General features: G+C 68.2%; 21 protein-coding genes and 1 tRNA gene. 11 read left to right on the forward strand and 11 right to left on the reverse strand.

Annotated features, from left to right (window positions below):
- Positions 1-2 precede the first annotated feature (2 nt).
- Positions 3-539, forward strand: a complete 537-nt coding sequence (phaR, locus tag AC3IPM_RS12765) for a polyhydroxyalkanoate synthesis repressor PhaR (RefSeq protein ID WP_489300259.1) — start codon at positions 3-5, stop codon at positions 537-539.
- Between the two features lie 87 nt (positions 540-626).
- Here phaR and AC3IPM_RS12770 read toward each other — a convergent pair whose 3' ends face one another.
- From AC3IPM_RS12770 to AC3IPM_RS12795, 6 genes are all read right to left on the reverse strand, one after another.
- Positions 627-1,580, reverse strand: coding sequence for a TraB/GumN family protein (locus AC3IPM_RS12770; RefSeq protein ID WP_489300260.1), 954 nt, complete (start codon positions 1,578-1,580; stop codon positions 627-629).
- 3 nt (positions 1,581-1,583) lie between these two features.
- Positions 1,584-2,522 carry a DUF1684 domain-containing protein gene (locus AC3IPM_RS12775; protein ID WP_489300261.1) on the reverse strand — a complete coding sequence of 313 codons (939 nt, stop codon included), beginning with the start codon at positions 2,520-2,522 and terminating at the stop codon, positions 1,584-1,586.
- A 10-nt stretch (positions 2,523-2,532) separates the two neighbouring features.
- Entirely contained in the window at positions 2,533-4,410 is a 1,878-nt protein-coding gene (gene mutL / locus AC3IPM_RS12780) for a DNA mismatch repair endonuclease MutL (protein ID WP_489300262.1), read from the reverse strand.
- 93 nt (positions 4,411-4,503) lie between these two features.
- Entirely contained in the window at positions 4,504-6,078 is a 1,575-nt protein-coding gene (locus tag AC3IPM_RS12785) for an N-acetylmuramoyl-L-alanine amidase (RefSeq protein ID WP_489300263.1), read from the reverse strand.
- An 82-nt stretch (positions 6,079-6,160) separates the two neighbouring features.
- Positions 6,161-6,643, reverse strand: coding sequence for a tRNA (adenosine(37)-N6)-threonylcarbamoyltransferase complex ATPase subunit type 1 TsaE (gene tsaE, locus AC3IPM_RS12790; RefSeq protein WP_489300264.1), 483 nt, complete (start codon positions 6,641-6,643; stop codon positions 6,161-6,163).
- Positions 6,644-6,645: 2 nt separating this feature from the next.
- Positions 6,646-8,124, reverse strand: coding sequence for an NAD(P)H-hydrate dehydratase (locus AC3IPM_RS12795; protein WP_489300266.1), 1,479 nt, complete (start codon positions 8,122-8,124; stop codon positions 6,646-6,648).
- A 71-nt stretch (positions 8,125-8,195) separates the two neighbouring features.
- Between AC3IPM_RS12795 and queG the strand changes: the two genes are divergently transcribed.
- Complete coding sequence (gene queG, locus AC3IPM_RS12800) at positions 8,196-9,284, forward strand: tRNA epoxyqueuosine(34) reductase QueG (protein ID WP_489300267.1); 1,089 nt, start codon at positions 8,196-8,198, stop codon at positions 9,282-9,284.
- A gap of 55 nt (positions 9,285-9,339) precedes the next feature.
- Positions 9,340-10,686: an exodeoxyribonuclease VII large subunit gene (gene xseA / locus AC3IPM_RS12805; protein ID WP_489300269.1), complete on the forward strand. Its 1,347-nt coding sequence runs from the start codon at positions 9,340-9,342 to the stop codon at positions 10,684-10,686.
- 9 nt (positions 10,687-10,695) lie between these two features.
- On the opposite strand, the gene AC3IPM_RS12810 is transcribed toward xseA, so the two are convergent.
- Together AC3IPM_RS12810 and AC3IPM_RS12815 are read right to left on the reverse strand one after the other, a co-directional pair.
- On the reverse strand, positions 10,696-11,598 hold the full coding sequence (locus AC3IPM_RS12810) for a M48 family metallopeptidase (RefSeq protein ID WP_489300270.1): 903 nt from the start codon (positions 11,596-11,598) through the stop codon (positions 10,696-10,698).
- Positions 11,599-11,690: 92 nt separating this feature from the next.
- Entirely contained in the window at positions 11,691-13,601 is a 1,911-nt protein-coding gene (locus AC3IPM_RS12815) for a formylglycine-generating enzyme family protein (protein WP_489300271.1), read from the reverse strand.
- Between the two features lie 91 nt (positions 13,602-13,692).
- Between AC3IPM_RS12815 and rnd the strand changes: the two genes are divergently transcribed.
- The 5 genes from rnd to AC3IPM_RS12840 all read left to right on the forward strand — a co-directional run bounded on the left by rnd (position 13,693) and on the right by AC3IPM_RS12840 (position 19,495).
- Positions 13,693-14,772 (forward strand): ribonuclease D, encoded by a 1,080-nt coding sequence (rnd, locus tag AC3IPM_RS12820; RefSeq protein WP_489300273.1) that lies wholly within the window; start codon positions 13,693-13,695, stop codon positions 14,770-14,772.
- Positions 14,773-14,866: 94 nt separating this feature from the next.
- Entirely contained in the window at positions 14,867-16,933 is a 2,067-nt protein-coding gene (locus tag AC3IPM_RS12825) for a DUF4034 domain-containing protein (RefSeq protein ID WP_489300274.1), read from the forward strand.
- Positions 16,934-16,948: 15 nt separating this feature from the next.
- Positions 16,949-17,701, forward strand: coding sequence for a hypothetical protein (locus AC3IPM_RS12830; protein ID WP_489300275.1), 753 nt, complete (start codon positions 16,949-16,951; stop codon positions 17,699-17,701).
- 13 nt (positions 17,702-17,714) lie between these two features.
- Entirely contained in the window at positions 17,715-18,200 is a 486-nt protein-coding gene (locus AC3IPM_RS12835) for a hypothetical protein (RefSeq protein ID WP_489300276.1), read from the forward strand.
- A 125-nt stretch (positions 18,201-18,325) separates the two neighbouring features.
- Positions 18,326-19,495, forward strand: coding sequence for a serine hydrolase domain-containing protein (locus AC3IPM_RS12840; protein WP_489300277.1), 1,170 nt, complete (start codon positions 18,326-18,328; stop codon positions 19,493-19,495).
- A 95-nt stretch (positions 19,496-19,590) separates the two neighbouring features.
- Here AC3IPM_RS12840 and AC3IPM_RS12845 read toward each other — a convergent pair whose 3' ends face one another.
- Positions 19,591-21,936: a TonB-dependent receptor gene (locus AC3IPM_RS12845; RefSeq protein WP_489300278.1), complete on the reverse strand. Its 2,346-nt coding sequence runs from the start codon at positions 21,934-21,936 to the stop codon at positions 19,591-19,593.
- Between the two features lie 329 nt (positions 21,937-22,265).
- Between AC3IPM_RS12845 and AC3IPM_RS12850 the strand changes: the two genes are divergently transcribed.
- The 3 genes from AC3IPM_RS12850 (at position 22,266) to AC3IPM_RS12860 (ending at position 24,289) form a co-directional block, all read left to right on the forward strand.
- Positions 22,266-23,585 carry an acetamidase/formamidase family protein gene (locus tag AC3IPM_RS12850; protein ID WP_489300280.1) on the forward strand — a complete coding sequence of 440 codons (1,320 nt, stop codon included), beginning with the start codon at positions 22,266-22,268 and terminating at the stop codon, positions 23,583-23,585.
- A gap of 57 nt (positions 23,586-23,642) precedes the next feature.
- Positions 23,643-23,718: transfer RNA gene (locus AC3IPM_RS12855), tRNA-Ala, on the forward strand.
- 205 nt (positions 23,719-23,923) lie between these two features.
- On the forward strand, positions 23,924-24,289 hold the full coding sequence (locus tag AC3IPM_RS12860; protein ID WP_489300281.1) for a DUF6713 family protein: 366 nt from the start codon (positions 23,924-23,926) through the stop codon (positions 24,287-24,289).
- 98 nt (positions 24,290-24,387) lie between these two features.
- Here the strand turns inward: AC3IPM_RS12860 and AC3IPM_RS12865 are convergent, their stop codons facing one another.
- Both AC3IPM_RS12865 and AC3IPM_RS12870 read right to left on the reverse strand, forming a co-directional pair.
- Entirely contained in the window at positions 24,388-24,657 is a 270-nt protein-coding gene (locus tag AC3IPM_RS12865) for a hypothetical protein (RefSeq protein WP_489300283.1), read from the reverse strand.
- 199 nt (positions 24,658-24,856) lie between these two features.
- The gene (locus AC3IPM_RS12870) at positions 24,857-26,047 is read right to left on the reverse strand and encodes a CaiB/BaiF CoA transferase family protein (protein WP_489304137.1); all 1,191 of its coding nucleotides are present in this window, start codon (positions 26,045-26,047) and stop codon (positions 24,857-24,859) included.
- Positions 26,048-26,115: the final 68 nt, after the last annotated feature.

Raw genomic sequence — 26,115 nt, forward strand, 5'->3', positions numbered from 1 at the left:
TCATGGCTGCGAACCGCATTATCAAGAAATACCCGAATCGCCGGCTCTACGACACCGAGATTTCCAGCTACATCACCATCGAGGATGTGCGCCAGCTGATCCTCGACGGCGAAGACTTCGAAGTCCGTGACGCCAAGAGTGGCGACGACCTGACCCGCTCGGTGCTGCTGCAGATCATCGCCGACCAGGAGCAGGACGGCGAACCGATGCTGTCCACCCAGCTGCTGAGCCAGTTGATCCGCTTCTACGGCGACTCGCTGCAGGGCTTCATGGGCAACTACCTGGAGCGCAGCATGCAGGTGTTCCTGGACCAGCAGCAGCAGTTCCGCCAGCAGATGGGCAACCTGCTCGGCCAGACCCCCTGGGCGATGATGAACCAGCTGACCGAGCGCAACCTGGAGCTGTGGCAGGACTTCCAGCGCAACATGGGCAACGGATTCGGCCCGCGCCCCGGTGGCACCTCCACCGGCACGGGTACGGGCAGCAGCACCGGCAAGCCCGAGACGCCCGCCCCTGGCGCAGGCAAGACCCGCCGCTGAATCCAGCGGCAGCACGAAAAAAGGCGCAGCCCGCGGGTTGCGCCTTTTTTGTATCCGGCCGGCCGGTCCGCAGACCGTCCCCGCGAGTCAGCGCTTGGCTTTGGCGCAGCCCGTCGTGCACACGCGTTCGACCTGGAAGCCCTTGGCGCGCAGCTTCTCCACCACGCCATCGTTGCCCAGCAGGTGCAGCGCGCCCACCACCACCAGCGTGCTGCCTTGCCCGGCCTGCAGGTAGGACTGCAGCTTCGGTACCCAGGCGTCATTGCGTTCGGTATTGATCCGCTTGTACAGCTGCGGATACTGGCCGCGCATCTCCACCGCCATCGAATTCCACAGCAGCTTGTCATCGCCACGGCGCCAGGCATCGTGCAGTTTGCGCCCGACCACGTCGGCCAACGCGGCCTGGTCCAGCGCCTCGGCCACCATCTGCTGCTGCTCCTGCGCCGACATGCCTGCCAGCACCCCGACCTGGGTATCGATGTCTTCCAGCCCCGCGGTGGCCTTGCCTGCACTGGCCGCGCGCGTCATGAAATGACGGTCCAGGCCGAGCTCCGGGTCCAGCCCCATCTTGGTGAACTGCGACAGGGTGATGGTCAGCCCGACGAACCACGGCTTCATGCCCTGCAGCTGCGCCAGCGGCAGCTGGTTCTCGCGTGCGTAGTTCTGCAGCTTGGTCCAGGTGGCGGCGTCGAGATCGCGTTTGAGCTCGGTGCCATCGGTGCGCATCGCCGCCTGCAGCATCTTCTGGGTGAGCTGTGGCGACTGCATGTCCTGCGGTGACAGCTCGAACACCACCCGCTTGGATGCGGCGAAGGCCTGCTCGACATCGGTCGACAAGGGGTAGTCGGTGCTGCGCAACAGGTGGAACGAGCCCAGCAGGTAGACCCGGCTGTCACCGGGGCCGGTCACTTTCCACAGCAGCGGCACCGGCGGCGTGGCCTTGGTTGCCGGGGCATCGTTGCGCGCCTCGGCGCTGGCGCTGCCGAGCAGCAGGCCGGCGGCGATCAGCAACGGGGACATCACACGGGACAGCATCGTCATGGTTCAACCCTCTCCTGCGGGGGCGTGGTACGCCTTTTCACCTGCATCGATGCGCAGGTCCAGACGGTTTTCCGGCGGCGACAACGGGCAGGTCGCAAACGGGGTGAAGGCACACGGTGGGTTGTAGGCCTGGTTGAAATCGATCATGACATTGCCCTCGGCGTCCGGCGCGGGCAGGTCGAGATAGCGCCCGGCCGGATAGCTGCCATGGCCGCTGGTGCGGTCGGCGAAGATCACGAACAGCTCGCGGCCAGGCTCGCCAATCGCCTCCAGCGTCCACGGGCGACCGTCGCGCTCGAAGGTCAGCGCACCGGCATTGGGCATCTCGTTGGTCAACCCGGTGATGTCCACGATCGGCAGGGTCTTGCCCGGCGCATGCGGCACGAAACGCGCCTTGAGCTGCCAGTCCGGCCCGCCCGGCCAGTATTCGATGCCGGTGAAATCGCGCCGGCTTGGCGCATCGGCATGCTTGACCCGCAGCGCGAAGCGTTCGCCGCGATGGATCAGGCTGAGCTGGCCCTTGCCGTCGTCGAACGCGATCAGGGTCGGGGTGGGATCACGGTCGCTGGAAAAACGGATGCGTCCGGCGACCGGCTTGCCGTCCACGCTCAGGGCGACGCCGCGCTCGGGCGTGAACCAGACCGCATCGCCGTCGCGCGCGACCATGCCCATTTTCGCCGGCCCGACCGCCAGGCGGATGCCACTGCCGGCGCCACTGCCGATGAAGTGCGCCTTGTGCTCAAGCCAATGCAGGCCGACCAGACTGGTCCAGCCGTCGGCCGCATGCAGCGATGCATAGCGCTGCTGGCGCCACTGCTGTTGTTGTGCGGCGAATGCCGGATCGGTGGCGGCCACCTCGGCCTTGGCCGGCGTGCTGTCGCCACAGCCGGTCATTGCCAGTGCCAGGCACACTGCGCCCAGCCCTGCTCCCCATTTCCCCATGGTGATGTCCTCAACGTCCGCGCAGGAACCAGCGGTCGATTTCCGCCAGTGAAAAACGTGCCCAGGTCGGTCGGCCGTGATTGCACTGACCCGAGCGTTCGGTGATTTCCATGTCGCGCAGCAGGCCGTTCATTTCCGGCACGGTCAGCCGCCGGTTGGCGCGCACGGCGCCGTGACAGGCCATGGTCGACAGCAGTTCGTCGCGCGCGGTAGCGATGCGCCGGCTCTGCCCGTGCTCGCGCAGATCGGTGAGCACGTCGCGCAGCAGGCCTTCGGGTTCGGCATTGGCCAACAGCGCCGGAATGCTGCGCACATGCAGCGAGCCCGGGCCGGAACGGGTGATCTCAAAGCCCAGCGCCACCAGCGTCTCGGTTTCGCGCTCGGCGGTATCGGCATCGCGCTCGCCCACGGCCAGGGTGATCGGCACCAGCAGCGGCTGCGCGTGCAGGCCCATGCCATCGTGCGCGGTCTTCAGCCGTTCGTAGCCGATCCGTTCGTGCGCGGCGTGCATGTCCACCACGATCAGGCCTTCGGCGTTCTCGGCCAGGATGTAGATGCCATGCAACTGTGCGATGGCGTAGCCCAGCGGCGGCACGCCACTGTCGGCGGCGGTCAGCGGCAGGCCGTTTTCGCTCGGCATCGGCGGCAATCCAGCGGCGTGCTCACCACCGGCCGGTGCGGCGTACAGCGCGGCATACGCCGACGACGCATCGGCCACGCGCAGGCCCAACGGCGACTGCTGCGGCCGCCAGTTGCCGGACATGCCACCGCCACCGCCTCCGCCACCGACGCCACCCAGCACATAGCTGCCCCCCATGCTGGCGTAGGCACCGCCAGCAGGCGCACTGCCCGCATCGGGATGCGCCTCGGCACCGGCACCGACCGCGGTCATGCCGGCGCGGGTTTCGGCCAGCGCTTCCTTCAGCGTGCGGTAGACGAAATCATGGATCAGCCGCGCATCGCGGAAGCGCACTTCGTGCTTGGCCGGGTGCACGTTGACGTCAACCCGGGTCGGGTCCAACTCCAGGAACAGCACATAAGCCGGCTGGCGCCCGTGGAACAGCACGTCGCCGTAGGCCATCTTCACCGCATGGGCGACGCTGCGGTCACGCACCGAGCGGCCGTTGACGTACAGGTACTGCTGGTCGGTACTGGCGCGCGAATAATGCGGCTGTGCGATCCAGCCGTGCAGGCGCAGGCCGGCGCCGCTGTGGTCCACGCGCAGCGCCTGCGCAGCGAAATCCTCGCCGAGGGTTTCGCCCAGGCGCGTATCCGAATACAGATCGCCGGGCTTGTAGCGGCGCGAGGCCTTGCCGTTGTGCGACACCCGCAGTTCCACGTCCGGCCGTGCCAACGCCAGCGAGCGCAGCCACTCTTCGATATGGCCCAGCTCGGTGCGCTCGGCGCGCAGGAACTTGCGGCGTGCCGGTACGTTGTAGAACAGCTCACGCACTTCCACCGTGGTGCCCGGCGCCTGCGCGCGCGGAGTCACTTCGCCGAGCTTGCCGCCTTCGATCTGCAGCGCCGAGCCATGCGCATCGCCAGGGCGGCGCGAGGACAGGGTGAAGCGGCTGACCGAGGCGATCGAGGGCAGCGCCTCACCACGGAAACCGAGCGTGGCCACCGCTTCCAGGTCATCCAGGCTGGCGATCTTGCTGGTGGCATGCCGCGACACCGCCAGCGCCAGCTCGTCCGGTGCGATACCGCCACCGTCGTCGCGGATCCGGATCAGGCGCACACCGCCTTCTTCCAGGTCGATATCGACGCGGGTGGCACCGGCATCCAGCGCGTTCTCGACCAGTTCCTTGACCACCGAGGCCGGGCGTTCGACCACCTCGCCTGCAGCGATCTGGTTGATCAGGATCTCGGGCAGCTGGCGAATGCTCATGCGCCGCCTCCGGTAACGGAAGTGGCGGGCTCAGGTGTGCAGGGAATTCGGGAAACGGACGTCATCCCGTGATGATAACGTGCGCCGGGCGGATTACTTGCTGCCGCCGGCCACGGTACTGGCCGCGTCGATCTCGGCCTGCGCGCGCGCCGCATACAGCGTACCCGGCGGCGGCTGGCGGCTGAAGAAGGTATGCACGCCATCCAGCACCGCACCGGCGATCTGGCGCTGGTAGGCCGGATCGATCAGGCGGCGCTCTTCATCCGGGTTGGAGATGAAGGCGGTTTCCACCAGCATCGCCGGCATGTCCGAGGTGCGCAGCACCGCGAAGTTGGCGCGCTCGATGTTCGGTTTGTGGTTCTTGCCAATCCGCTTCAGCCCACCCAGCACATGCCCGGCAGCGTCTTCGGAGGCTTTCATGTAGCCGCTCTGGGCCAGATCCAGCAGCACGTTGGCCAAGGTGCCTTCGGTCTGCTGCAGGCGCACGCCACCGACCAGATCGGCGGCGTTTTCCTTGTCGGCCAGCCAGCGCGCACGTTGCGAGGACGCGCCCTTGGTCGAAAGCACATATACCGACGAGCCGGTCGCGCTGCGGTTCTCGGCGGCGTCGGCATGGATGGAAATGAAGATGTCGGCCTTGGCCGCGCGCGCCTTCTGCGCCCGCATCGGCAACGGGATGAACACGTCGCTGTCGCGGGTCAGGTAGGCCTTCAGGCCCGGCGTGGCATTGACCTGGCGCGCCAGTTCGCGCGCCACGGCCAGGGTGATGTCTTTTTCGCGCTTGCCGGTCGGGCCGACCGCGCCCGGGTCCTGGCCGCCGTGGCCGGGATCGATGGCGACCACCAGCGGGCGCATGCCCGGGCGCATTTTGATGCGCGAGGCATCGCTGGGCATGCTCGGGCGCGGGGTGTCGGCGGTGACCACCGGCTGCGGCACCGGTGCGGGCACCACGGCGGGCGTGGGCTGGCCGGCCAGAATGGCCGCCGGCGAGGCGCTGTTGCTGGCTGCGTTGGCCGTGCCGGCCACGGCCACATTGGCGGTGGTCACGGTCGGGGTCGTCGGGGTGGGCGCGCTGCCCGCCGCGCTGGCACTGGCCTGCTGGCGCACGGCGGCGGTCAGCAAGGCGGTGGCGCGCGCGGCATCGCTGCGCGCCTGTGCGCTTTCAGCGGGCGTCGGGGCTGGCTGGCTTGCCACCGGCGCGGCGGTGGGCACGGAGGTCGGTGTCGGGGTTGCAGCAGGCGCAGGCGCGGGCGTGCGGGCCACGCTGGCCGGCGCATCGCCCGGCCATTCAATCACCAGCCGCGACTCATCGCCCTGCTTGACCATCTGCGGACGGAACGGGGCCACCGATTCGGCCAGATCGAACACCACCCGGAACGTGCCCGGCACCGGCTGACCGGTACGCACGGCGGTAACCACGCCCTTGGGCGCAGGCAGTTTGAGGTTGCGTACCGCGCTGGAGTCCGGGAAATCCACCACCAGGCGGTTCGGACTGGCCAGCGACAGGGTCTTGTAGCCGCCACTGCCGGCCAGTGCGATCTCGGCCCGGGTGCCGGTGGCGCCGGTGTCCAGCGCGACCTGACGGACCTCACCGGCCCACGACAATGCGCTCGCCAGACAGAGTCCGACGGCGGCGCAGATGGCAGTGAGTGGTTTCCCCATTCGCATGGGTCTGGATTCAATCACCGCGCTGAACGAAATGCAACACCTTTTCCCTTAATAATCCGTAACCTGCCGGTGTTTCCTAGTGTCAGCCGACAGAAAGGGCCTGCAAGTCGCCCCCTTGCGGCAGCCGACCGAGCCATTCGCGACCCGCGTCGCTGGTCGCCGTGAGACGGACACGTCGCCCATGGCCTTCGATTTCCAGGGCCACGAGCAGGTCACTGGGCGGCAGCGCACCGGCCCCGCGCTCGGGCCATTCCACCAGCCACAGCGAGGCGCTGCCTTCATCCAGGCCGAGGAAATCCAGCTCTTCGGCCTGCCCGATACGGTACAGATCCAGGTGCCAGGCCTCGTGGCCGTCGGCCAGCGGATAGCGCTCGACCAGGGTGTAGGTGGGGCTGCGGATGGAGCCCTGCACACCCAGCGCACGCAGCAACGCCCGCGCCAGCGTGGATTTACCGGCGCCCAGGTCGCCCTGCAGCTGCATCACCGCCTGTGGCGGGCGGGTGGCGGCCAGCCACTGCCCCAGCAGGTCGGTGTCTTCGGTCTGGGCAAGGAAAAACTCGATCATGTTCAACGGTCCGGATTGACCCGCCGGCGCAGCGGCACCAGCAGGTCGGTGGGAAGCAGGCCACGCTGGCCCTCGCTGGCGGCGTCGTCGCCGGCCAGGCTGTGCAGCAACGCGCCGCAGCTGGCCGCGTCGAAGGCGTCCAGCCCCTGCGCGCGCAGGGCGGCGATCACGCCGGTGAGCAGGTCGCCCATGCCACCCACAGCCATGCCGGGGTTGCCGGCGGTGATCACCCGCGGCCGCGCGTGCGGTGCGGCGATGATGGTGCCGGCGCCCTTGAGCACCACCACCGCATGGAAACGTTCGGCCAGCGCGCGCGCCGCGGCGTAGCGGTCGGCCTGGATCTGCGCGGTGTCCACCCCGAGCAGGCGCGCGGCCTCGCCCGGATGCGGGGTGAGGATCGCGTCGTGCAGCGGCTGCGGCGCGGCGGCCAGCAGGTTCAGGGCGTCGGCATCGATCACCAGCGGCTTGCCGCTGGCCAACACCTGGCGCCACAGTTCATGCGCCCAGTCGTCCTGACCCAGGCCCGGACCGATCGCGATCACCTTCGCGCGCGGCAGCAGCGTGCGCAGGTCCTGCGCATCGGCCACCGCATGCGCCATTGCCTCGGGCAGGCGCGCCAGCAACGGCGCCACATGCGCGGCCTGGGTGGCCACGCTGACCAGGCCGGCACCGGCACGCAGCGCCGCTTCACTGGCCAACATCACCGCGCCGCCACTGCCCAGGTTGCCTCCCACACACAGCACGTGGCCGGATTCGCCCTTGTGGGTATTGGCGCGGCGTGGCGGCAGGTGTGCCTGCAGCTGCGCGGGTTGCCACAGCGTGGCGCTGGGCAGCACCCCCGCAGCCGCGTCGGCAGGCAGGCGCAGCGCCGCCAGACGCCGGCCACCCACGTGTTCCAGCGCCGCGCCGGTATACAGGCCCTGGTGGCGCACGATGAACTGCAGGGTCACGCTGGCATGCACGGCCACACCCGGTGCAGCCCCGCTACCGGCATCAATGCCGCTGGGCACATCCAGTGACAGCACCGGCACCCCGGCCTGGTTGATCGCCGTGATCAGCTGCGCCGCGTCACCGTCGGGCGCGCGATTCAGGCCGATCCCAAACAGCGCATCGACGATCACCTCGCAGCCCGGCAGATGGCCATCGAAAACCTGCGCGGTGCCGCCGGCGGCACTGAATCCGGCCTGCGCATCCTGTGCCAACGCGGTGGCAGGGGCATCGTCGGCCAATCGCAGCACATGCACCGTTCGCCCGGCCGAGCGGGCCAGCCGGGCCAGCACATAGCCGTCACCGCCGTTGTTGCCGGCCCCGACCACCACGCACAGCCGCTGCGCCTGCGGCCAGCGCTCCAGCAGCAGCTGCCAGGCGGCCGTACCGGCCTGCGCCATCAGCGCCGCGCCGGCATCGCCCAGCAGCGTGCTGGCCTGGGCATCGATCCGGCGCGCGGCAGCACTATCGAACAGTTCAGCAAGCTCTGACATGCCGGGATTCTATACTTGTCACCCCCGGCCCCGCCCTGCCGCACTCTTTCCCCAGGCTTTCCGCTCCGGCCATGTCCGCTGTTCCGCTCCCTGCTCCTGTCCACCTGGCCCGTGCCGCCGAGCGCGTGCGCGCCATTGCGCGCACGCACGGCTTCCAGCGCTGCGGCGTGTCCGGCATCGACCTGGGCGAGGACGAGGCGCACCTGGCCGACTGGCTCGGCAAAGGCCTGTACGGCACGATGGACTGGATGGCGCGCCACGGCACGATGCGTGCGCGCCCGGCCGAGCTGCTGCCCGGCACCGTGCGGGTGATTTCGGTAGGCATGGATTACGGCCACAAGGACGACGCGCAGGCGTGGGACACCCTGCACGATGGCGATCGCGCCTACGTGGCGCGCTATGCGCTCGGCCGCGATTACCACAAGCTGATGCGCAACCGGCTGCAGAAATTCGCCGACAGCATCGCCGCCGAGATCGGCCCGTTCGGCTACCGCGTGTTCGTCGATTCCGCACCGGTGCTGGAGCGTGCCCTCGCGCGCAACGCCGGGCTGGGCTGGATCGGCAAACACACTTGCCTGATCGACCGCCAGGGCGGTTCCTGGTTCTTCCTGGGCGAAATCTACATCGACCTGCCGTTGCCGGTGGATACCCCGGCCAGCGCGCATTGCGGTACCTGCACGCGCTGCATCGACGTGTGCCCGACCCAGGCGATCATCGGCCCGCAGCGGCTGGACGCGCGCCGCTGCATTTCCTATCTCACCATCGAACACGACGGGGCCATTCCCGAGGACATGCGCCCGCTGCTGGGCAACCGCATCTACGGCTGCGACGACTGCCAGCTGGTATGCCCCTGGAACAAGTTCGCGCGGCGCACCGACGAGCCGGATTTCCGCGCACGCAACGACCTCGACACCGCCTCGCTGGCGCAACTGTTCGGCTGGGACGAAGACGAGTTCCTGCGCCGCACCGAAGGCAGCCCGATCCGCCGCAGCGGGCATGAACGCTGGCTGCGCAACATCGCCGTGGCGCTGGGCAACGCGCCCACCCATCACGACACCCTGGCCGCGCTGCACGCCCGCCGGGAGCATCCCTCGGCGCTGGTGCGTGAGCATGTGCAGTGGGCGCTGCAGCAGCACCAGCGGCGCAGCGACGCGGGGTGATGCGTTCACCCTGACGTGCGACCATGGGCGCCCGTTCGTACCGTTTGACCCTTCCATGGACCGCACCGCGCAGATTCTCACGCCCAGCCAGCTCAACATCCTGGCCCGCGACCTGCTGGAAGGCAGCTTCCCGATGATCTGGGTGGAGGCCGAACTCGGCAGCGTCACCCGGCCGGCGTCGGGCCATATGTATTTCACCTTGAAGGATGCCCGTGCGCAGATCCGCGCGGCCCTGTTCAAGCCGAAGAGCCAGTGGCTGAAGTTCGTGCCGCGCGAAGGCATGCGCGTACTCGCGCGCGGCCGGCTGACCCTGTACGAAGCCCGCGGCGAGTACCAGATGGTGCTCGACCACATGGAAGAGGCCGGCGAAGGCGCACTGCGCCGCGCCTATGAGCAGCTCAAGGCGCGGCTGGAGGCCGAAGGCCTGTTCGCCCCGGAGCGCAAGCGCCCGCTGCCTGCCCATGTGCGGCGGCTGGCGGTGATCACCTCCCCTACCGGCGCGGCGGTGCGCGACGTGCTCAGCGTGCTCGAGCGCCGCTTCCCGATGCTGGAAGTGGACCTGCTGCCCAGCCTCGTCCAGGGCGACAGCGCCGCGCCACAGATCACCTCGCTGTTGCGCGCCGCCGATGCCAGCGGCCGTTACGACGTGATCCTGCTGACCCGTGGCGGCGGTTCGATGGAAGACCTGTGGGCGTTCAACGATGAACACCTGACCCGCGCGATCGCGGCGAGCCACACCCCGGTGGTGTCGGCGGTAGGCCACGAAACCGACTTCAGCCTGGCCGACTTCGCTGCCGACCTGCGTGCCGCCACACCCTCGATCGCCGCCGAACTGCTGGTACCCGACCAGCGCGACCTGCTGCTGCATGTGCGCCGGCTGGATGCGCGGCTGGCCCAGCTGCAACGGCACCATCTGGGCCAGGCCATGCAGCGCGCCGACCGCGCCCTGCTGCGCTTGAACGCACAGAGTCCGCAATCGCGCCTGCAGTTGCTGCAGCGCCGCCAGCAGGACCTCGCACGGCGCCTGGCCGGCGTGTGGCGACAGCAGCACGAGCGCCGCCTGGCCCAGCTGCGCCACGCCGCCATGGTGTTGCGCAATGGCCATCCGCAGCGACGCCTGGAGGCACTCCGCGAGCGCCTGGAGCGCCTGCAGCCGCGTGCCGACGGCGCCATGGCCCGCCAACTGCAGCGCGACAGCCTGCGCCTGCGCGGCCTGGCCCGTTCGATGGAAGCGGTGAGCCCACTGGCCACCGTTGCCCGTGGCTACGCCATCCTCACCCGCGAAGACGACGGCAGTCTGGTGCGTTCGCCGCTGCAGGTGCGCCCCGGCGATGCGCTCAAGGCGCGCGTTGGCGACGGCGACATCGCCGTGACTGTAAGCGAGCCCAAACCCGCCCGGTAATCCCCGGCGTCAGGAACGCGCGCTTTCGCAGAACCGCGCGCGGTACTCCATCGCCTTGGGCATCAGCGCCTGCAGGTTCTGGATGCGGGTGCCCGGGTTGGGGTGTGTCGAAGAGAATTCCGGCGGTGCCTGACCACCACTGGCCTGGCCCATGCGCTCCCACAACGGCACCGCTTCGCGCGGATCGAAACACGCGGCGGCGGCCAGCATCAGGCCCACTTCATCGGCCTGGGTTTCGTGGCTGCGCGCATACGGCAGCAGGTAGCCGTAGCCCATCGCCGACATCATCATCTGTTGCTGCTGCGGGTCCATGCCGCTGGCGGCACCGGCCATCTGCCCGATCTGGGTGAGCTTCTGCTGCGCCATCCGCTGCGCGCCATGCCGCAACAGCGCATGCGCGATCTCATGGCCCATCACCACCGCCATCGCATCCTGCGTGCGCGCCACTGGAATCAACCCGGTGTAGACCGCCATTTTGCCGCCGGGCAGGCAGAACGCATTGGCCTGCTCGGACGGAATCACGTTGACTTCCCACTCGAATTCGCGCGAGAAGTGCTTCGGCTCCTGCCCGTGTTCCTTGGCCAAGGCAGTTTCAACCACATCCACCTTGGCGATCAGTCGCCGGGCGATGTCCTGGATCTGGCGGGACTGCGGCGCATTGGGATCCAGCGGCCGCTCCTGCTGCAGGATCTCCTGATAGGCCTGCAGGCCCAGCGCCTTTTCCTGGTTGGCGTCGAGCGAGCTGTCGATCAGCACGCTTTCGCCGGTATAGGGGTCCACCGAGCGGTTGGAGAACCAGTAGAACGCCGCATAGCCGGCGAACGCCAGCAGCACCCACCAGCGGATGTTGCCGAGCAATCCGGGCCGCCGGGTCCGCGCCTGCTGTTGGCCGCCGAAGGGATCATTGCGCATGTTGCAGGTTCCTCGCTGGACCGGCGCACCCGTGGCCGGCACGGCGCCATCTTAGGGGGTGCGGCGGGATTTGAGGTGAGTGCCGGCCCGGCTCAGATGCCGCGGACCAGACGGAAGCCGATCCGGGCGCTGGTGCTGTCCGAATCCTGCGACTGGCGCCAGGCCGCGCGGGTCTGTTCGGGGGCGTTGGCCCAGTTGCCGCCGCGGATCACCCGCTGCCGGCAGCCCGGGTTGAACCAGGCCAGACCATCGGCCGGTGCGCGCCGATAGCTGGCATGCCAGCAGTCGGCCACCCATTCGCTGAGGTTGCCGGCCACGTCATGCACGCCCCAGGCATTGGGCTCGAAGCTGGCCACCGGCGCCGGCCCCCAATAGCCATCGCCATAACCGACGAAGGCATTGAACCAATGCCGCCCGCTTGGCGACACGTCCTCGGCACCGGTGAAGTTGCCCGAAAGCGGCGGCGGTGTGCCTGCATCGCCCCATGGATAGCGGCCACTGCTGCCGGCGCGCAGTACGTATTCGAACTCGGCCTCGCTGGGCAGGCGATACGAACGGCCGGTCTGTTCGGACAGCCAGACCGCGTAATTTTCAGCATCGCGCACGCTCACGTGCATCACCGGTGCGTTGGCAATCGCCTTTGCACCGACGTAGTCCGTTTGCCAGTCCGCACCATTGCGACGCGTGAAATTGCCACTGCGCTCGTCATACACGATGGAGTGGCCGCGCCGCGTGGCCCGGGTGCGCGCCTTGGTGGCCTGCACGAACCGCCCGAAATCGGCCACCGTCACTTCAGTGATCGACAACGCAAAACCACGCTCGAAACGCACGTAGTGCGCGGGTTTCTCGGCATCGCTGGCACCGGGCTCGCTGTCACTGGCGCCCATCTGGAAGCCGCCGTGCGGCACCACGATCATGCGCGGCCCGCGCCCGCCATCGCGCAGCGCATCGCTGAACACCTGGCGCGGCCGGAAGCTGCCGTAGTGGGTCACCAGCTCGATACGCTCACGCAACTGCCCCACCACTGCATCGCCGGGCAGCGCGATGCGCAGCGCATCTTCCAGTTTTTCACGGGCGGCCTTGAGCCCCTGCGGGCTGGCCAGATCGCGCAGGCCCTCGTCACGCAGACGGGCCAGGGTCTCGCTGCGGATCTGTTCGATCCGTTCGAACGCATCGGCCACGGTTGCGGCGGAATCGCGCACCTTGGCCGCTTCGGCGAGCCAGGTACCGGCACTGGCGAAATCGGCACTGCGCGCGGCGTTCTCGGCACGCCGGATCAGCGCGCTTTCGGCCGCCGCCAGGCCCTGCCGGGCCCGCGCGTTGGCCGGGTCCAGCGCCAACGCTTCACGGAAGTTGGGGATGGCGCCGTCGCCGTCTTCGCCGATCCGGTCGGCGCGCAGATCCTCTTCGCCGGCCCGGTTGTAGGCGATGGCGCGTTGCGCGATCTCCACCTTCGACTGCAGCTGGCGCACCCGCGCATCGTCCGGGGCCAGGGTCAGCAGCACCAACGCCATTTCGCCGGCCTGGGCCACCGCTTCACGCTGCTTCAAGGGCCGCACCAGCAGCGCAGCGGCGTCATCCAGCAACCGCTGGCGGGCCCGCTTGATGCCGGCCAGGGCCTGACGGTCCTTGCCATCGCGCTGCAACAGGGCCAGCCAGATCGGAATCGCGTCATCGGCCCCCGCGTACAGGCGCCCTTCCTCGAAGGCCTGCGCGGCACGCCGCCGGGCCTGGGCCACGCCGTCGTCGGCGATGGCCACCAGCGGCGGCTGCCAGCGCTGCACGGTCTCGGCGGCGTCTTCGCCGCCAATGGTCACCTGGGCCGGCTTGGCCTGCGCAGCAGGCGTGACGGGAGCGGCCGCGGCAGGCGCAGCCCGGGTCGGCGCCTCGGGTGCGGGCGCCGGCGTCGGCGCGGACGTCGGCGAACAGGCGCCCAGGCCCGCCAACAGCGCGGTCAGCAGTACGATCGGCAACAGCCGCTGGGGGGCTGGGGTAGACAACATCAGGTTCCTTGATCCATCCACGGCCTGGGCCGCATCGACGTTAGGCTATTCTCCCTCACCTGAGCAAACCCCTGCAGTTGACGGAACCCACGTGGCTTATTGGATCAAAACCCCGGCGGAACTGGACGAGCGCTACCGCCAGCGCCCCGCCCGCATCGGGCTGGACACCGAATTCATCCGCGAACGCACCTACTGGCCGCAGCTGGCCCTGGTGCAGATGGCGGTCGGCGAGGAGATCCTGCTGATCGACCCGCTGATCCCCGGCATGACCGAGGCGCTGGCGCCCTGGCTGGCCGACACCTCGATCCTGAAGATCATGCACAGCGCCAGCGAAGACCTGGTGACCTTCAAGGTCGCCTGCGGCGTGCTGCCGCGGCCGCTGTTCGACACCCAGATCGGCGCGGCGCTGGCCGGTATCGGCGGCGGCATGGGCTACCAGAAGCTGGTCACCGCCATCACCGGGGTCACCCTGGCCAAGGGCGAGACGCGCTCGGACTGGATGCGCCGGCCGTTGTCGGAGGCACAGCTGGAATACGCCGCCGACGATGTCGAATATCTGTTCACCCTGCACGACGCCATCGACCATGAACTGGGCGAGCGCGGTCGTCGCCAGTGGTTGCAGGACGATGCCGAGCGCCTGTTGGCCAGCGTCGAGAATGACGAAGACCGTTGGCCGCACGTGGCCATGCGCTCGGCGCAGTTCATGGATGCCGCCGCACAACGGCGCCTGCTGCGCCTGCTGCGCTGGCGCGACGTGCAGGCACGCGCCAGCGACAAACCGCGCAGCTGGATCCTGGACAACGAACTGGCCGCCGTGCTCGCGCGCACCCCGCCAGCCGATGTCGACGCGCTGGGCAAGCTGATGGAGGACTTCCCCAAGGCGCCGCGCAAGCTGGCCGACGCGGTCTGGCAGGCCTTGCAGACCCCGCTGGACGACGAAGCCGATGCGCCGCTGGCACTGCCGGCCAATGACAGCAACAAGCAGGCCTTGAAGCGCCTGCAGGATGCGGTCAGCGCGCGTACCGCCGAACTCGGCCTGCCCGACGGTGTGCTGGCGTCGCGCAAGCACCTGGAAAGCTATCTGGAAAGCCGCCAGTGGCCCGCGGCATTGTCCGGCTGGCGGCAGCGCGAGCTGGAACCGCACCTGCAGCCGTTGCTGCCGGCGGCCTGAGCCGTTTGCGTGCGACAGCGTGGGCCGTTGCTGGCCCACGCTGCGGGGCAATTGCCTAAAATGTGCGATTGCCCTACTACAAGGACGTTGTTCCATGCACGATCCCGTTTCCGCAGCGCTCACGCTGCGCCAGTCCGCGCGCGACGCCCTGCAACAGGAACGCTACGCGGACGTGGATCGCCTGCTCGATGAGGTCGAGCAGCGTTGGCTGGCCGGTGGCCCGGCGCGTTTCGGCTACGGCTGGTTGCTCAATACACTGCTCGACCCCACGCACGCGCTGCCGGCGCGCCTGCGCCAGGCCGAACAGTGGTGCGCGCATCATCCGCACAGCCCGCACCCGTGGGCCGTGCTGGGCACGTTGTGGGACACCACCGCCGGCTGCATCCGCAGCAGCGATACCGCTGACCTGATCAACGAAACCCAATGGGCCGCGGCCAGCCTGGCCCGCGACCACGCCCTCGCCGCCTGGTTGCAGGCGATCGCCCGGCATCCCCGCCCGGCGTTCGTACTCGGCCGGATCCTGCGCCTCACCTGCTACCTGGGCGAACCCCGCTGGCTGCAGCAGCTGCAACGCGGCGGGCGGGCCGAGCTGTACGCCGCGCAACAGCAGCAGGACCCGGCCGCATTCGCCGCGGCCGTTGCACTGCTTGCGCCCTACGGCACGCCGCTGGAGGCGTTGCCGGCCCTTCCCGAACGACTGGCCCGGCGCAGCGAAGAAGAACTCCAATACAGCGCCGACTACTGGCTGGAACAGGCGCTGGCGCTGCGCGCGGACGACATCGACCTGCTCGAGACCTTCCTGTACTACCTCTACCCGCGCTGGGGTGGCAGCCACGCCTTGATGCAGTCCTTCATCGAAGGCCCCCACGGTGCACGCCTGAATCTGGCGCAGCGCAACCGCCTGCGTGTCAGCAAGGAGCGCGACTGGCTGTGGTTCCAGCCCGACGTCGACGACGCCGAGGCGATTGACCGGCACGAGCACGCCTACGCGGCCCTGCTCGACCTGCACCTGGACCCGGAAACCCGCGCGCAGGTGCTCTGCTGGCGGGCCACGCTGGACTATCAACTGGGCCGCCACGAGCCACAGGAGAACGAGGTCCACTGGAATGCTGCGCGCATGGCGCATGCCCGTGACTGCCTGGCCGAGGCCTTCGCGCTGGATCCGTTCACGGTGCTCGACGAGGGCCTGACCACGCTGGAAGCCTGCGCGCTGTTCGCGCGGATCGAGGGAGCAGATGCGTTGTTCGCGCAGGTACTGGCACAGACCGAAGCCTGCACAGACAGCGCCCATGCATTGGGCTGGCTGGCCGCCGCCCGCCAGTTCGGCCTGTTCGGCTTCCCGGTCGACGTGCCGCTCGGCCAGCAGCACCTGCAGCGCGCACTGGCCCATGCCGACGACGAGGAACTGAACCTGTCGACCCTGGCCGCGAACCTGTTCAGTGACGTCAGCCCCGAGGCCGGCCACCAGCTGCTGGTGCAACTGGCCGAGGCTGGCGACGCCGGTTCGATGGCCACCCTGGTCGACCTCTACAACGGGCGCATTGCCGGCAGCGACGCGCCCGATTTCATCGACCCGGCCCAAGCCACGGTCTGGACCGAACGCGCCATCGCCGCGGGCGATCTGGTGGCCACCTACAACTACGCCTGGCAACTCAGCGGCACCTTCGAACATAGTCCCGATCCAGCACTGCGCCAGCAGATACGTGCGCTGTATCGCCGCTGCGTGGACCAGGCTGCGCCGCACGAGCGGGTGTGGCGGCCGGCGCACAAGAACCTCGCCGTATTGCTCTACCAGGACGACAACGACACCGACAAACAGGAAGCCGTGTTCGACCTGCTCGGCCCCCTGTGGTGGCGCGGCGATACCGCCACCCAGGCCTGGGCCGCCGGATTCCTGGCCGACGTGTTCCACTTCGGCAACGGCGTACCCGCCAACGCCTTCCTGGCCAAAGTCTGGCTGGAGCGCACCGCCGAGGCCGAGCCGGATAACGACGACGTGCAACGCCTGCGCCCGTTGATCGATGGCCAGGGCAAGCTGTTCGGTGCCAGTCGTGCGGCGCGACAGCAGGGCCGCGACCGCGAGCGCGTGGATCTGCGCAGCTGGCAGCTCACGTTCGGGTTGGACACCGTGCCGGACCACCTCGATGTGCAGGCGCTCTGAGCGCATGGATACCTGATGTTGACCGAAACCCAGATGCACGACGCATTGGCCACCGCCGACCTGGATGCAGCGATTGCGCTGCTGCAGGCACCGGCGCAGTACCGCGCCCTGTTCAAGGACGATCAGGGTGGCGTGCGTTTCATCGCCCACGCCCGGCAGGTGGCCGATGCGGCCGACCACGGCCACGTCGTGGCTCCGGCCGCGCTGCTCAACGCCTACGCGGTACTGGCCAGCGGGTTGGATCTGGACTGCTCGGTGCATTACCTCGCCCTGGCCGCGCAGGTAATGGAAGGCAACGGCGACGCCGACAGCGTTGAGCGGCTGGCCTTGACCCTGCACCCGCATGCACTGATGCACGGCTACTTCGCGGCTGGCGGCACGCTGGATCTGATCGACACCCGGCTGGACGTCAGCCGCGATGCCATGGCATCGGCTTCCAACGGTGACGTGCGCCTGGCCTACGAGCGCGGAACGATGGTCTGTTTCCCGCTGCGCCTCAGCACCGCAGACCGCGATCGTCTGTTCCGGCACGGCGGCTTCGCGTTGTTGCCCTCCAAACACTGGCACGACCACGACGCGCTGCGCGAGGTGATGCAGGGCAGCGCCTACCTGGAGTGGCTCGATGCCCGTCCGCTGTATCTGTCACAGGTGCTGACCTGCGCACTGGAAGAACTGACGTCACCACCGTGGGTCCGCGCACTGCTCGCACACGGCTACCCGGTAAGCGCCGATGCGGACGCGCGGGGTGACGATCACGACTTCAACTGATTCCAGGATATCCATGCCCATCACGACGCGCCTGCTGTTCACCCTTGCGGCATCGCTGATGCCCTACTGCTCGGCGACTGCGACAACCGCCACGCCGCCGGCGTCCACGGCACCCGCCAGCAGTTGCCAGGGCGATGCGTACAGCTGCCCGGCATGGATGCCCTCGCAGGCCGAGATGCGCAGCACCATCGCCGACTACTTCTGCGAGCTTGCCGACCGGGGCGTGATCCAGCTTCGGGTAAAACCGGTAATACGCGCGGAGTCCTCCCCGCTGAACTGCGCGGCGCTGGGGCAGGCGCCGGATTCCAACTTCGTCTGCGGCGGTGAAATGCATTTCATCGGCCAGGGCACCGACATCGACGCCATCACCTTCAGCCCCACCCTGCACCGCGACGCGGAGGGACGCATTACGTTCTACGAAGGCGACGACAAGGACGGCGAAGAGGTTTGGCGGCCACCGGCCCGGCGAACCGCATCAAGCCTCTGCCCGACACGCTGACTACCTCACCGCAACGGCGGCGCACCACCACGCTCCGATACATGACTGCAGACACATTCCGTCTTTGCCACGCGCATGCAAGAGTGGGTCGAACGCACCGTTCGCCCCACTTCGCAAGGACTCCCATGCGCCAGACCGCAACACGAAGGACCGTTGTTTCCGCCCTGCGCCATTGCCTGGGCGCGGCCCTGCTGCTCTGTGCAGCCACCGCGGGCGCGGCCGACACGCTCGCCCCGAAACTGCAGCAGGCCCTGCAGGGCAATGCCACCCCGGCGATGGGCGTACTGGTGATCCGCGATGGCAAGATCGCCGAGCAGGCCGTGCACGGCGTGCGCCGCAACGATGCCAAGACGGTCGCCACGGTGGATGACATGTGGATGATCGGCTCGACCGGCAAGCCGATCACCGTCGCCTTGATCGCGCGCCTGGTCGAACAGAAGGTGCTGGCCTGGGATACCCCGCTGTCGGCGATGCTGCCCGACCTGAGCGCCACGATGCAGCCGGCCTACCGTGACGTCACCCTGGTGCAGCTGCTGTCGCATCGCGCCGGGCTGCCGGAGAACCTCACCGACACCGCCACGCTGGATGCGTTCTTCACCGACGCCCGCCCGCTGCCGGTGCAGCGCGAGGCCTACATCAAGACCGCGCTGACCGAAGCCCCGGTGCATGCGCCCGGCGGCGAGTTCGGTTACAGCAACACCGGCTTCCTGATCGCCGCGGTGGTCGCCGAACGTGCCACCGGCCAGACCATTGAAACGCTGATGCAGCGCGAAGTCTTCACCCCGCTGGGCATGACCGGTGCCGGCTTCGGTCCCACCCCGGCCGGCCAACCGCTGGGCCACCGTGCCGGCAAGCCGGTCACCCAGGCACCGCGCAAGTCCGACGACGGCGTGCCGCCGCTGTACACCGCCGCCGGCAACCTGCACATGCGCCTGCAGGACCTGGCGCTGTTCGCGATCGATCAGCTCGCTGGCAGCCAGGGCAAGGGCAAACTGCTCTCCCCCGCGTCCTACGCGCTGATGCAGACCGCCCAGCCGGGCAGCCCGTCCGGGCTGGACTGGGGTGTGCAGCCGTCCATCGCCGGCCGCCAGGGCCCCGTGCTGGTGCACGGTGGCTCGGATGGCAACTGGCTCGCTTGGGTGGTGCTGTTCCCGGGCCAGAACAACGGCGTGATCGCCATCGCCAATGCGGCTGAAGACATGGGCGCCGACCAGGCCACGATGGGCGTGCTCGGTGGGTTGTTCGCCGACCTCGCTCCCGCCGCTGCGCCGGCACCTGCCGCAGCCGCCAAGTAAGCGGTCTGACAAACAAGAACGCCCCGCAATTGCGGGGCGTTTTCGTTTCCACGTGGTGAGCCGGCGCTGCACTGCGCAGCGCCGGCCAACCTCGATTACTGCCAGTTGAGGTTCAGCGAAACACCCACGGTGCGCGGCTCGTTGTAGACCGCGGCCATGTAGTTCTCGATCACACCCTTGAGGTTCTTCTCGTTGGTGATGTTGCGCGCGAACAGCGCCACTTCCCACGCACCGTAGTTGCCCGAATAACCCAGCTTCAGGCCGCCTTCGAAGCTGCCCTTGGAGTTGAACTCGGCCGAGTCGTACAGCACGAAGCTGGTGTAGCCCTGCTTGTTCCAGTCGGTGGAGACGAAGAACACATCGCTGTCGTTGACCGGCACGTCATAACGCGCGGCCAGGTTGATGTTGTACTTCGGCGCGTTCGGCAGCGGGTTGCCGTTGATCTGGGCGAAGGTGTTGGCACCGACCTTGATGGTCGGGTCGTTCACCGTGCACACCACCGCGCCGTTCAGCGCGCAGACCTGTGCATACACGCGGTCGTCCTGGATTTCGCTGTGCAGCAGGCTGACGCCGGCGCTCAGGCTCAGGTTCGGGATCGGGCGCAGCTCCATGTCCGCTTCCAGGCCGTAGGCCTTGGCCTTGTCGGCGTTGAACAGCACGCCGTTGCCGTTGGAGTCGTTGCCGTTGAGCTGGATGTCGTTGACGGTGTAGGTGAACGCGGCGGCATTCAGGCGCAGGCGGTTGTCCCACAGGCTGCTCTTGATGCCGGCTTCCCAGGACAGAATGGTTTCCGAATCGGCGGTGGTGAAGTCGGCGTTGAACACGGCCGAACGGCCCTGGATGGTCGGGCCACGGAAGCCGCGGGCAACGCGCGCGTACACGCTGAACTGCGGGTTGAACGCATACATCGCGCTCAGGTCCCAGCTCGGCGTGGTATCGGACATCTCCACGTACGTGCGGCCCTTGTAGGTCACCAGGCCGGCGGCGGTATCGGCACTCTTGACCAGGCGGGTCTTCTTCTCGTCCTTGGTCTGGCGCAGGCCGGCGGTCAGGGTGAACTTGTCGGTCACGTCGTAGCTGAGCTGGCCGAAACCGGCCCAGGACGTGTTGACGTTGCGCAGCCGCACCCAGTTGTTCGGGTTGCGTGCGTTGCCCTGCAGGAAGTAGGCGCGCTGGTAGAAATCGGTGGTGTCGCGGCCGTCGAAGTAGAACGCGCCGACCTGCCACTTCAGGCGGTTGTCATCGCCATTGGCCAGGCGGAACTCCTGGGTCCACTGGTCCAGATCACGAATCTGGCCCATCGACTGGCCGTAACCGTTGGGCACGCCGTTGACCGGGAAGTTCACCGCCGCGCCGCCATCGGTATCACCGCGGCTGTAGCCGGAGGTGGTTTCGTAGGCGGTGATCGAGGTCAGCGAGATGTTGCCGAAGTCGTAGATCGCCTTGAGCGAGCCACCGTAGGTCTTGTAGGCCTGCGGGTTGTTGTCGGCTTCGTCGTAGGCCACGCGGTCGCGCGCCACGTCGGTCTTGTTGGAGCCCTTGGTGATGGCATTGCGCAGGAACAGCGTGGAGGTACCGCTGTAGTCGCGCGCATGCGCCGAGGCCAACAGCGAGAAGTTGTCGCTGGGCTGCAGCAGCAGCTGCGCGCGCACGTTGCGGTCGTCGAAACCGCCCATCGCGTTCTTCTTGGGCGACACCGTGCCATCGGCGCTGGGGCCGGTGTAGGTGTTGTCGACGTAGTCATCGCGGTGCTGGTACAGCGCCGACACGCGGAACGAGGCGATATCGTTGATCGGGCCGCCGAAGCCGCCGTCCACCGCCACGCTGCCGTAGCTGCCATAGCTGGCCTGCACGCGGCCGTTGTACTCCTGGCTCGGCTTGATGGTGTCGAACTTGACGATACCGGCGGTGGTGTTGCGGCCGAACAGCGTGCCCTGCGGGCCGCGCAGCACTTCGATCTGGTCCACGTCGTAGACCGGATTGGACTTCAGCACCACGTGTTCCAGCACCACGTCGTCCTGGATGATCGACACCGGCTGCGAGGCACCCAGGTAGAAATCGATATTGCCCAGGCCACGGATGTAGAAGCGCGGGAAGATGCGCCCGGTGGTGGTTTCGGCGTAGAAGCTGGGCACCTTGCCCGACAGCGCCAGCAGCGTGTCATCGCCACCGGCGGTGTATTCGCGCATGCGCTCGCCCTGCACCACGCCGACCGAGACCGGCACTTCCTGCAGGTTGCGCTCGCGGTGGTCGGCGGTCACGGTGATCGCGTCCAGCGCGGTCGGGCTGGCCGGTGCGGCGTCCTGCGCCATGGCGGTGCCGGCCAGGCCGAACAGCGCGGCGGTGGCGCAGGCCAGCGCCAGCGCGTGGCGGCGCGGCAGGGCAACGGGGTGGCGGGAAAGGGAACGCGTGAACACGGAGGTGGTGCGATGGACAGGCATGCAAGGGTCTCGGGCAGTACTGATCAGGGTGGCGTGCGCGGTGCACGCGGGAAAACAACAGCAGCACCGCTGTTTTCGCAGCGATGCAGCACGGTATTGCGTGGATGTTTCAAGCGGGTTGCAGGGAGCTGCGGGGGACGGCCGTCCGTCCCCGCCCCTGACCGGATGGCAGGCTGCCGGGCGTCGTGGCGCGAATTATGCCCGGCCCGTGCGCAGCCCGGAAGAGCCGGTGCCGTCGCCCATCGCCATCGGCGGGGAGGCACTTCGGCACTTGCCCGGCCCCGGCGGCGATGCAGACTCTGAGGCTCTGCCCACTCAAGACCCCCTCCATGCGCCGTTGCCTGCTTGCTCCGCTGGCCCTGCTGGCATCCGCCCCCTTCGCCCATGCCGCCGAGGTGAAGTACCTGGTCACCACCGACCTATGGGGCAACCCGGCCTACCAGCTGCTCAGTGTTCCCGACACCGACGGCGCCCTGGTCGGTCGCTTCGATGGCGACCCGCTGCAGGGCCAACGCGACGGCCGCGAACTGCGCTTCACCGTGACCGGCAGCGATGGCGCGATCTACCGCTTCCGCGCCGAGCAGACCACCGACGGGTTGCGCGGCAACGCCGACTACCCCGATTCCAACATTCCCGGTGAGCGCGCCGAGCACCCCTTCACCGCCCGGCGGCTGCCCGAGCGCCCCGCCGGTGGCCCGCGCCAATACGACTTCGTGCCGACCGACTATGCCAACGCCTTCTCGCCGCACCGTACCCCGGTCCTGACCGTCTGGCCGGGCGACAGCATCCGCACCACCACCGTGGACTCCGGTGGCGTGGACGCGCACAACAAGACCCGCGCCCTGTTCGGCAACCCGCAGACCGGCCCGTTCTACGTGATGGATGCCGAGCCGGGCGACCAACTGGCCGTGCATATCGTGAAGCTGCGCTTGAACCGCGATCACGCCGACAGCCTGGACAGTATCGTCGGCCGTGCGCTGACCCCGGCCCTGGCGGCCAAGGCCACCGCGTTGGGCAAGCCGGTGCGCTGGCGCCTGGACCGCACGCGCGGGGTGGCCCAGATCGAGCAGCCCAGCGCCCGGCTCAAGGATTTCCGTGTCCCGCTGCAGCCGATGCTGGGCGGCCTGGCGGTCGCCCCCGGCTTCGGCGACGCGCCCATCTCCACCGGCGACACCGGCCGCTTCGGCGGCAACATGGACTTCAATGAAATCCGCGAAGGGGCCACCGTGTACCTGCCCGTCTACCAGCCCGGTGCCCTGCTCTACCTCGGCGATGCGCACGCCCGGCAGGGCGACGGCGAGACCTCGCAGTACGCGCTGGAAACCTCGATGGACGTGGAGGTGCGCGTGGAAGTGATCAAGTCCAAGCTGCTGTCCGCGCCGCGCGTGGAGTCGGCCACCCACTTGATGGTGCTCGGCCAGGCCGGTTCCCTGGACGATGCGCTGCGCGCGGCCACCGCCGGCATGGCGCAGTGGCTGGAGCAGGATTACGGCCTGGACCTGTCCGAGACCGCCCAGGTGATGGGCAGTTCGGTGCAGTTCGTGGTGGCCAACCTGGCCGGGCGCAGTGTCGGCGTAGCCGCGAAGCTGGACAAGGCGCTGCTGGCGCCCTTGCCGCGCAGGACGTCGGCTGCCGCGCCCGCACGTTGAGCCCGACCCTCTTGGCAGCCGCCATCCGGCAGCGCTAGACTAGGGCGGTACCACCCTGGGGCCATAGCTCAGCTGGGAGAGCGCGTCGTTCGCATCGACGAGGTCAGGAGTTCGATCCTCCTTGGCTCCACCAAACATCAGCCCGAACGGGCACGAAGAAGGCCGGAAACCCTGCAGAAACAGGGGTTCCGGCCTTTTTTATTGGACCGCAGAGTACCGCCGATTCGTCCAGACCCCCGATCCGTGAGCCCGCCTGCCTTGCCCCCCTGCTCGTGGGCAAGCTGCTGTTGCAGCCTGCAAATGGCTAAAATTGCCGTCCTATATTGAGGGGGTGCAGCGTGGAACGTTGGTATCTGGCAACACTCCTGGCCTTGATCCTGCACCAAATAGATGCAGCCTTCTGGCAGGAATGGAAGATGTTCCATGTGCCCGGCGGAGTACAAGGCTTCCTGGTGTTCAACCTGCTTGCCGTTGGCGCCCTGCTGCATGGCTACCGCCAGGTTCTGCTATCCCGTCCCAGCGCACGCGCCTACGCCGCCCTATGCGGCGCCGTAGGGGTTGCCACCGCTGCAATCCACCTGGGGTTCGCAGCAGCTGGCCACGATGAGTTCCATCTGCCGCTGTCCATGCTGGTCATCCTGGCCAGCCTCATCGCCGGTACCGGACTGCTGGTGCAATCCCGGCAGCGCGGGTCCTCTCGCTGATGGAGGCCTATCCCGTCAGCTGGTCGGTGAACAAGCCCACCAACAACGGCGACGGGCTGTGGGCGGCTCTGCGCGTATCGTGCCGGGCTGTCACGCGATCAGTGGTTCAATCGAAACACGACCCGATTCCGGAATAGACCGTTCAGGCATGCGCCGCCTACGGAAAGCAGAAGGAAAAAGCTGACCCATCCCAGCCAACCGGCGAGAACGGCGCCAACCCAGACCCCGAACGTCAGCGACAGCAGGAAGAGCATCACCAGCGTCCAAGGCGGGATCCCGTACTCGATGCGCGCCTGGCACCCGCGGCATACCACAGCGCCACGCGGGACGGGGCCAAAACACATCGGGCACTGCATCAGATCGTCCATGTCCAACATTCCAGATAGCGGGATACAGGAAGCCATATCGGCTGGGCCCGTGGCTTCTTGAGAGATTCACCCGCCCGACATTCGCTGGTCGAAAAGGCGATGGGATGCTGGACAGGCAACCGACCGAAATTGGAAGTGGGCCTTCACCATCGGAAACGAAGACCGGTTGGGAAATCACGCCATGCGGTCGTCGCTCCCGTCAATCCTCCGCCAACGGTTCCAGCAGCGCGCTCACCGCAGCAGTGTCCTGGTCGAAGACCGGCGCGGCGAACGGCTCCGGGCCCGGGGTTCGGCCGAACACGATCGGGCGGGTGATGCCGCGGTAGCTGCCGAGCAGCGGATGCTGCAGCGCGCCGATCATGTTTTCGGCCAGCACCTGCGGGTGGTCGAACATGTCCTCGACCTTGCGGGCGGCCGCGCACGGCACCTCTTCCCCAAACAAGGCCTCCCACGCCAGCGCACTGCGCGTGGCCAGCGCGGCATGCAGCTGCGGCAGCAGGTCATTGGCCTGCGTGGCGCGCTTGCGCACGCTGTCGTAGCGCGCATCGGCGGCCAAGTGCGGCAAACCGGTTTTCTCGCACAGCGCCTGCCAGAAACGCGGGGTGTTGGCGGAGAGATACAGGTAGCCGTCGGCGGTGGGATGGATGCCGGTGACGCCGCCCGAGCGCATGTCCCGGCCCACTGCCGACGGCTCGTCCTCGGCCCATACCATGCGCGCGGACTGCATGGTCAGCGCGCTGCGCAACAGCGACACGCCGACGAACTGCCCCTCCCCGCTGCGCTCGCGCTCATACAGTGCCGAGGATACCCCTGCGGCCACCAGCGCGGCGGCGTAGTAATCGACCACCGAGCCATACAGGATCTCCGGCGCGCCCCCTGCTTTGCCCTGCATGGTGCACATGCCGGTCATGGTCTGCAGCACCTGGTCGTAACCGGCCTTGTCCTTGAGCGGCCCCTGCTCGCCGTAGCCGGTGACCGAGCAGTACACCAGTCGCGGATTGAGCTTGTGCAGGCTGTCGAAATCGATCCCCAGGCGGGCGGGCACGCTGGGCCGGAAGTTGTGCACCAGCACGTCCGCCTCACAGACCAGGCGCATCAGCACCGCGCGCTGGTCCGGTTGCTTCAGGTCAAGCACCACGCCGCGCTTGGAGCGGTTCACGCCGAGGAAGGCCCGGCTTTCCGCTTCCAGGGTGGAGGGATACCGGCGCAGGTTGTCGCCCACCGGCGGCTCCACCTTGATGACCTCCGCGCCCTGGTCGGCCAGCAGCGTGCAGCCATACGGGCCGGCGATATAGGCGCTCAGGTCCAGCACGCGGATGCCGCTCAGCGGCCCGGTGGCGCCCTCCCGGCGGGCGATCGCAAAGGGAGACAGTCTGTTGCTTGCGGTCATGGTCAATGCACTCGATTCCTTGATTGCAGTTTCCTCCTGGCCTTCCAGAAGAAACAGATCGCAGGGGT

It is taken from the genome of Stenotrophomonas sp. GL_111, from assembly GCF_057835245.1.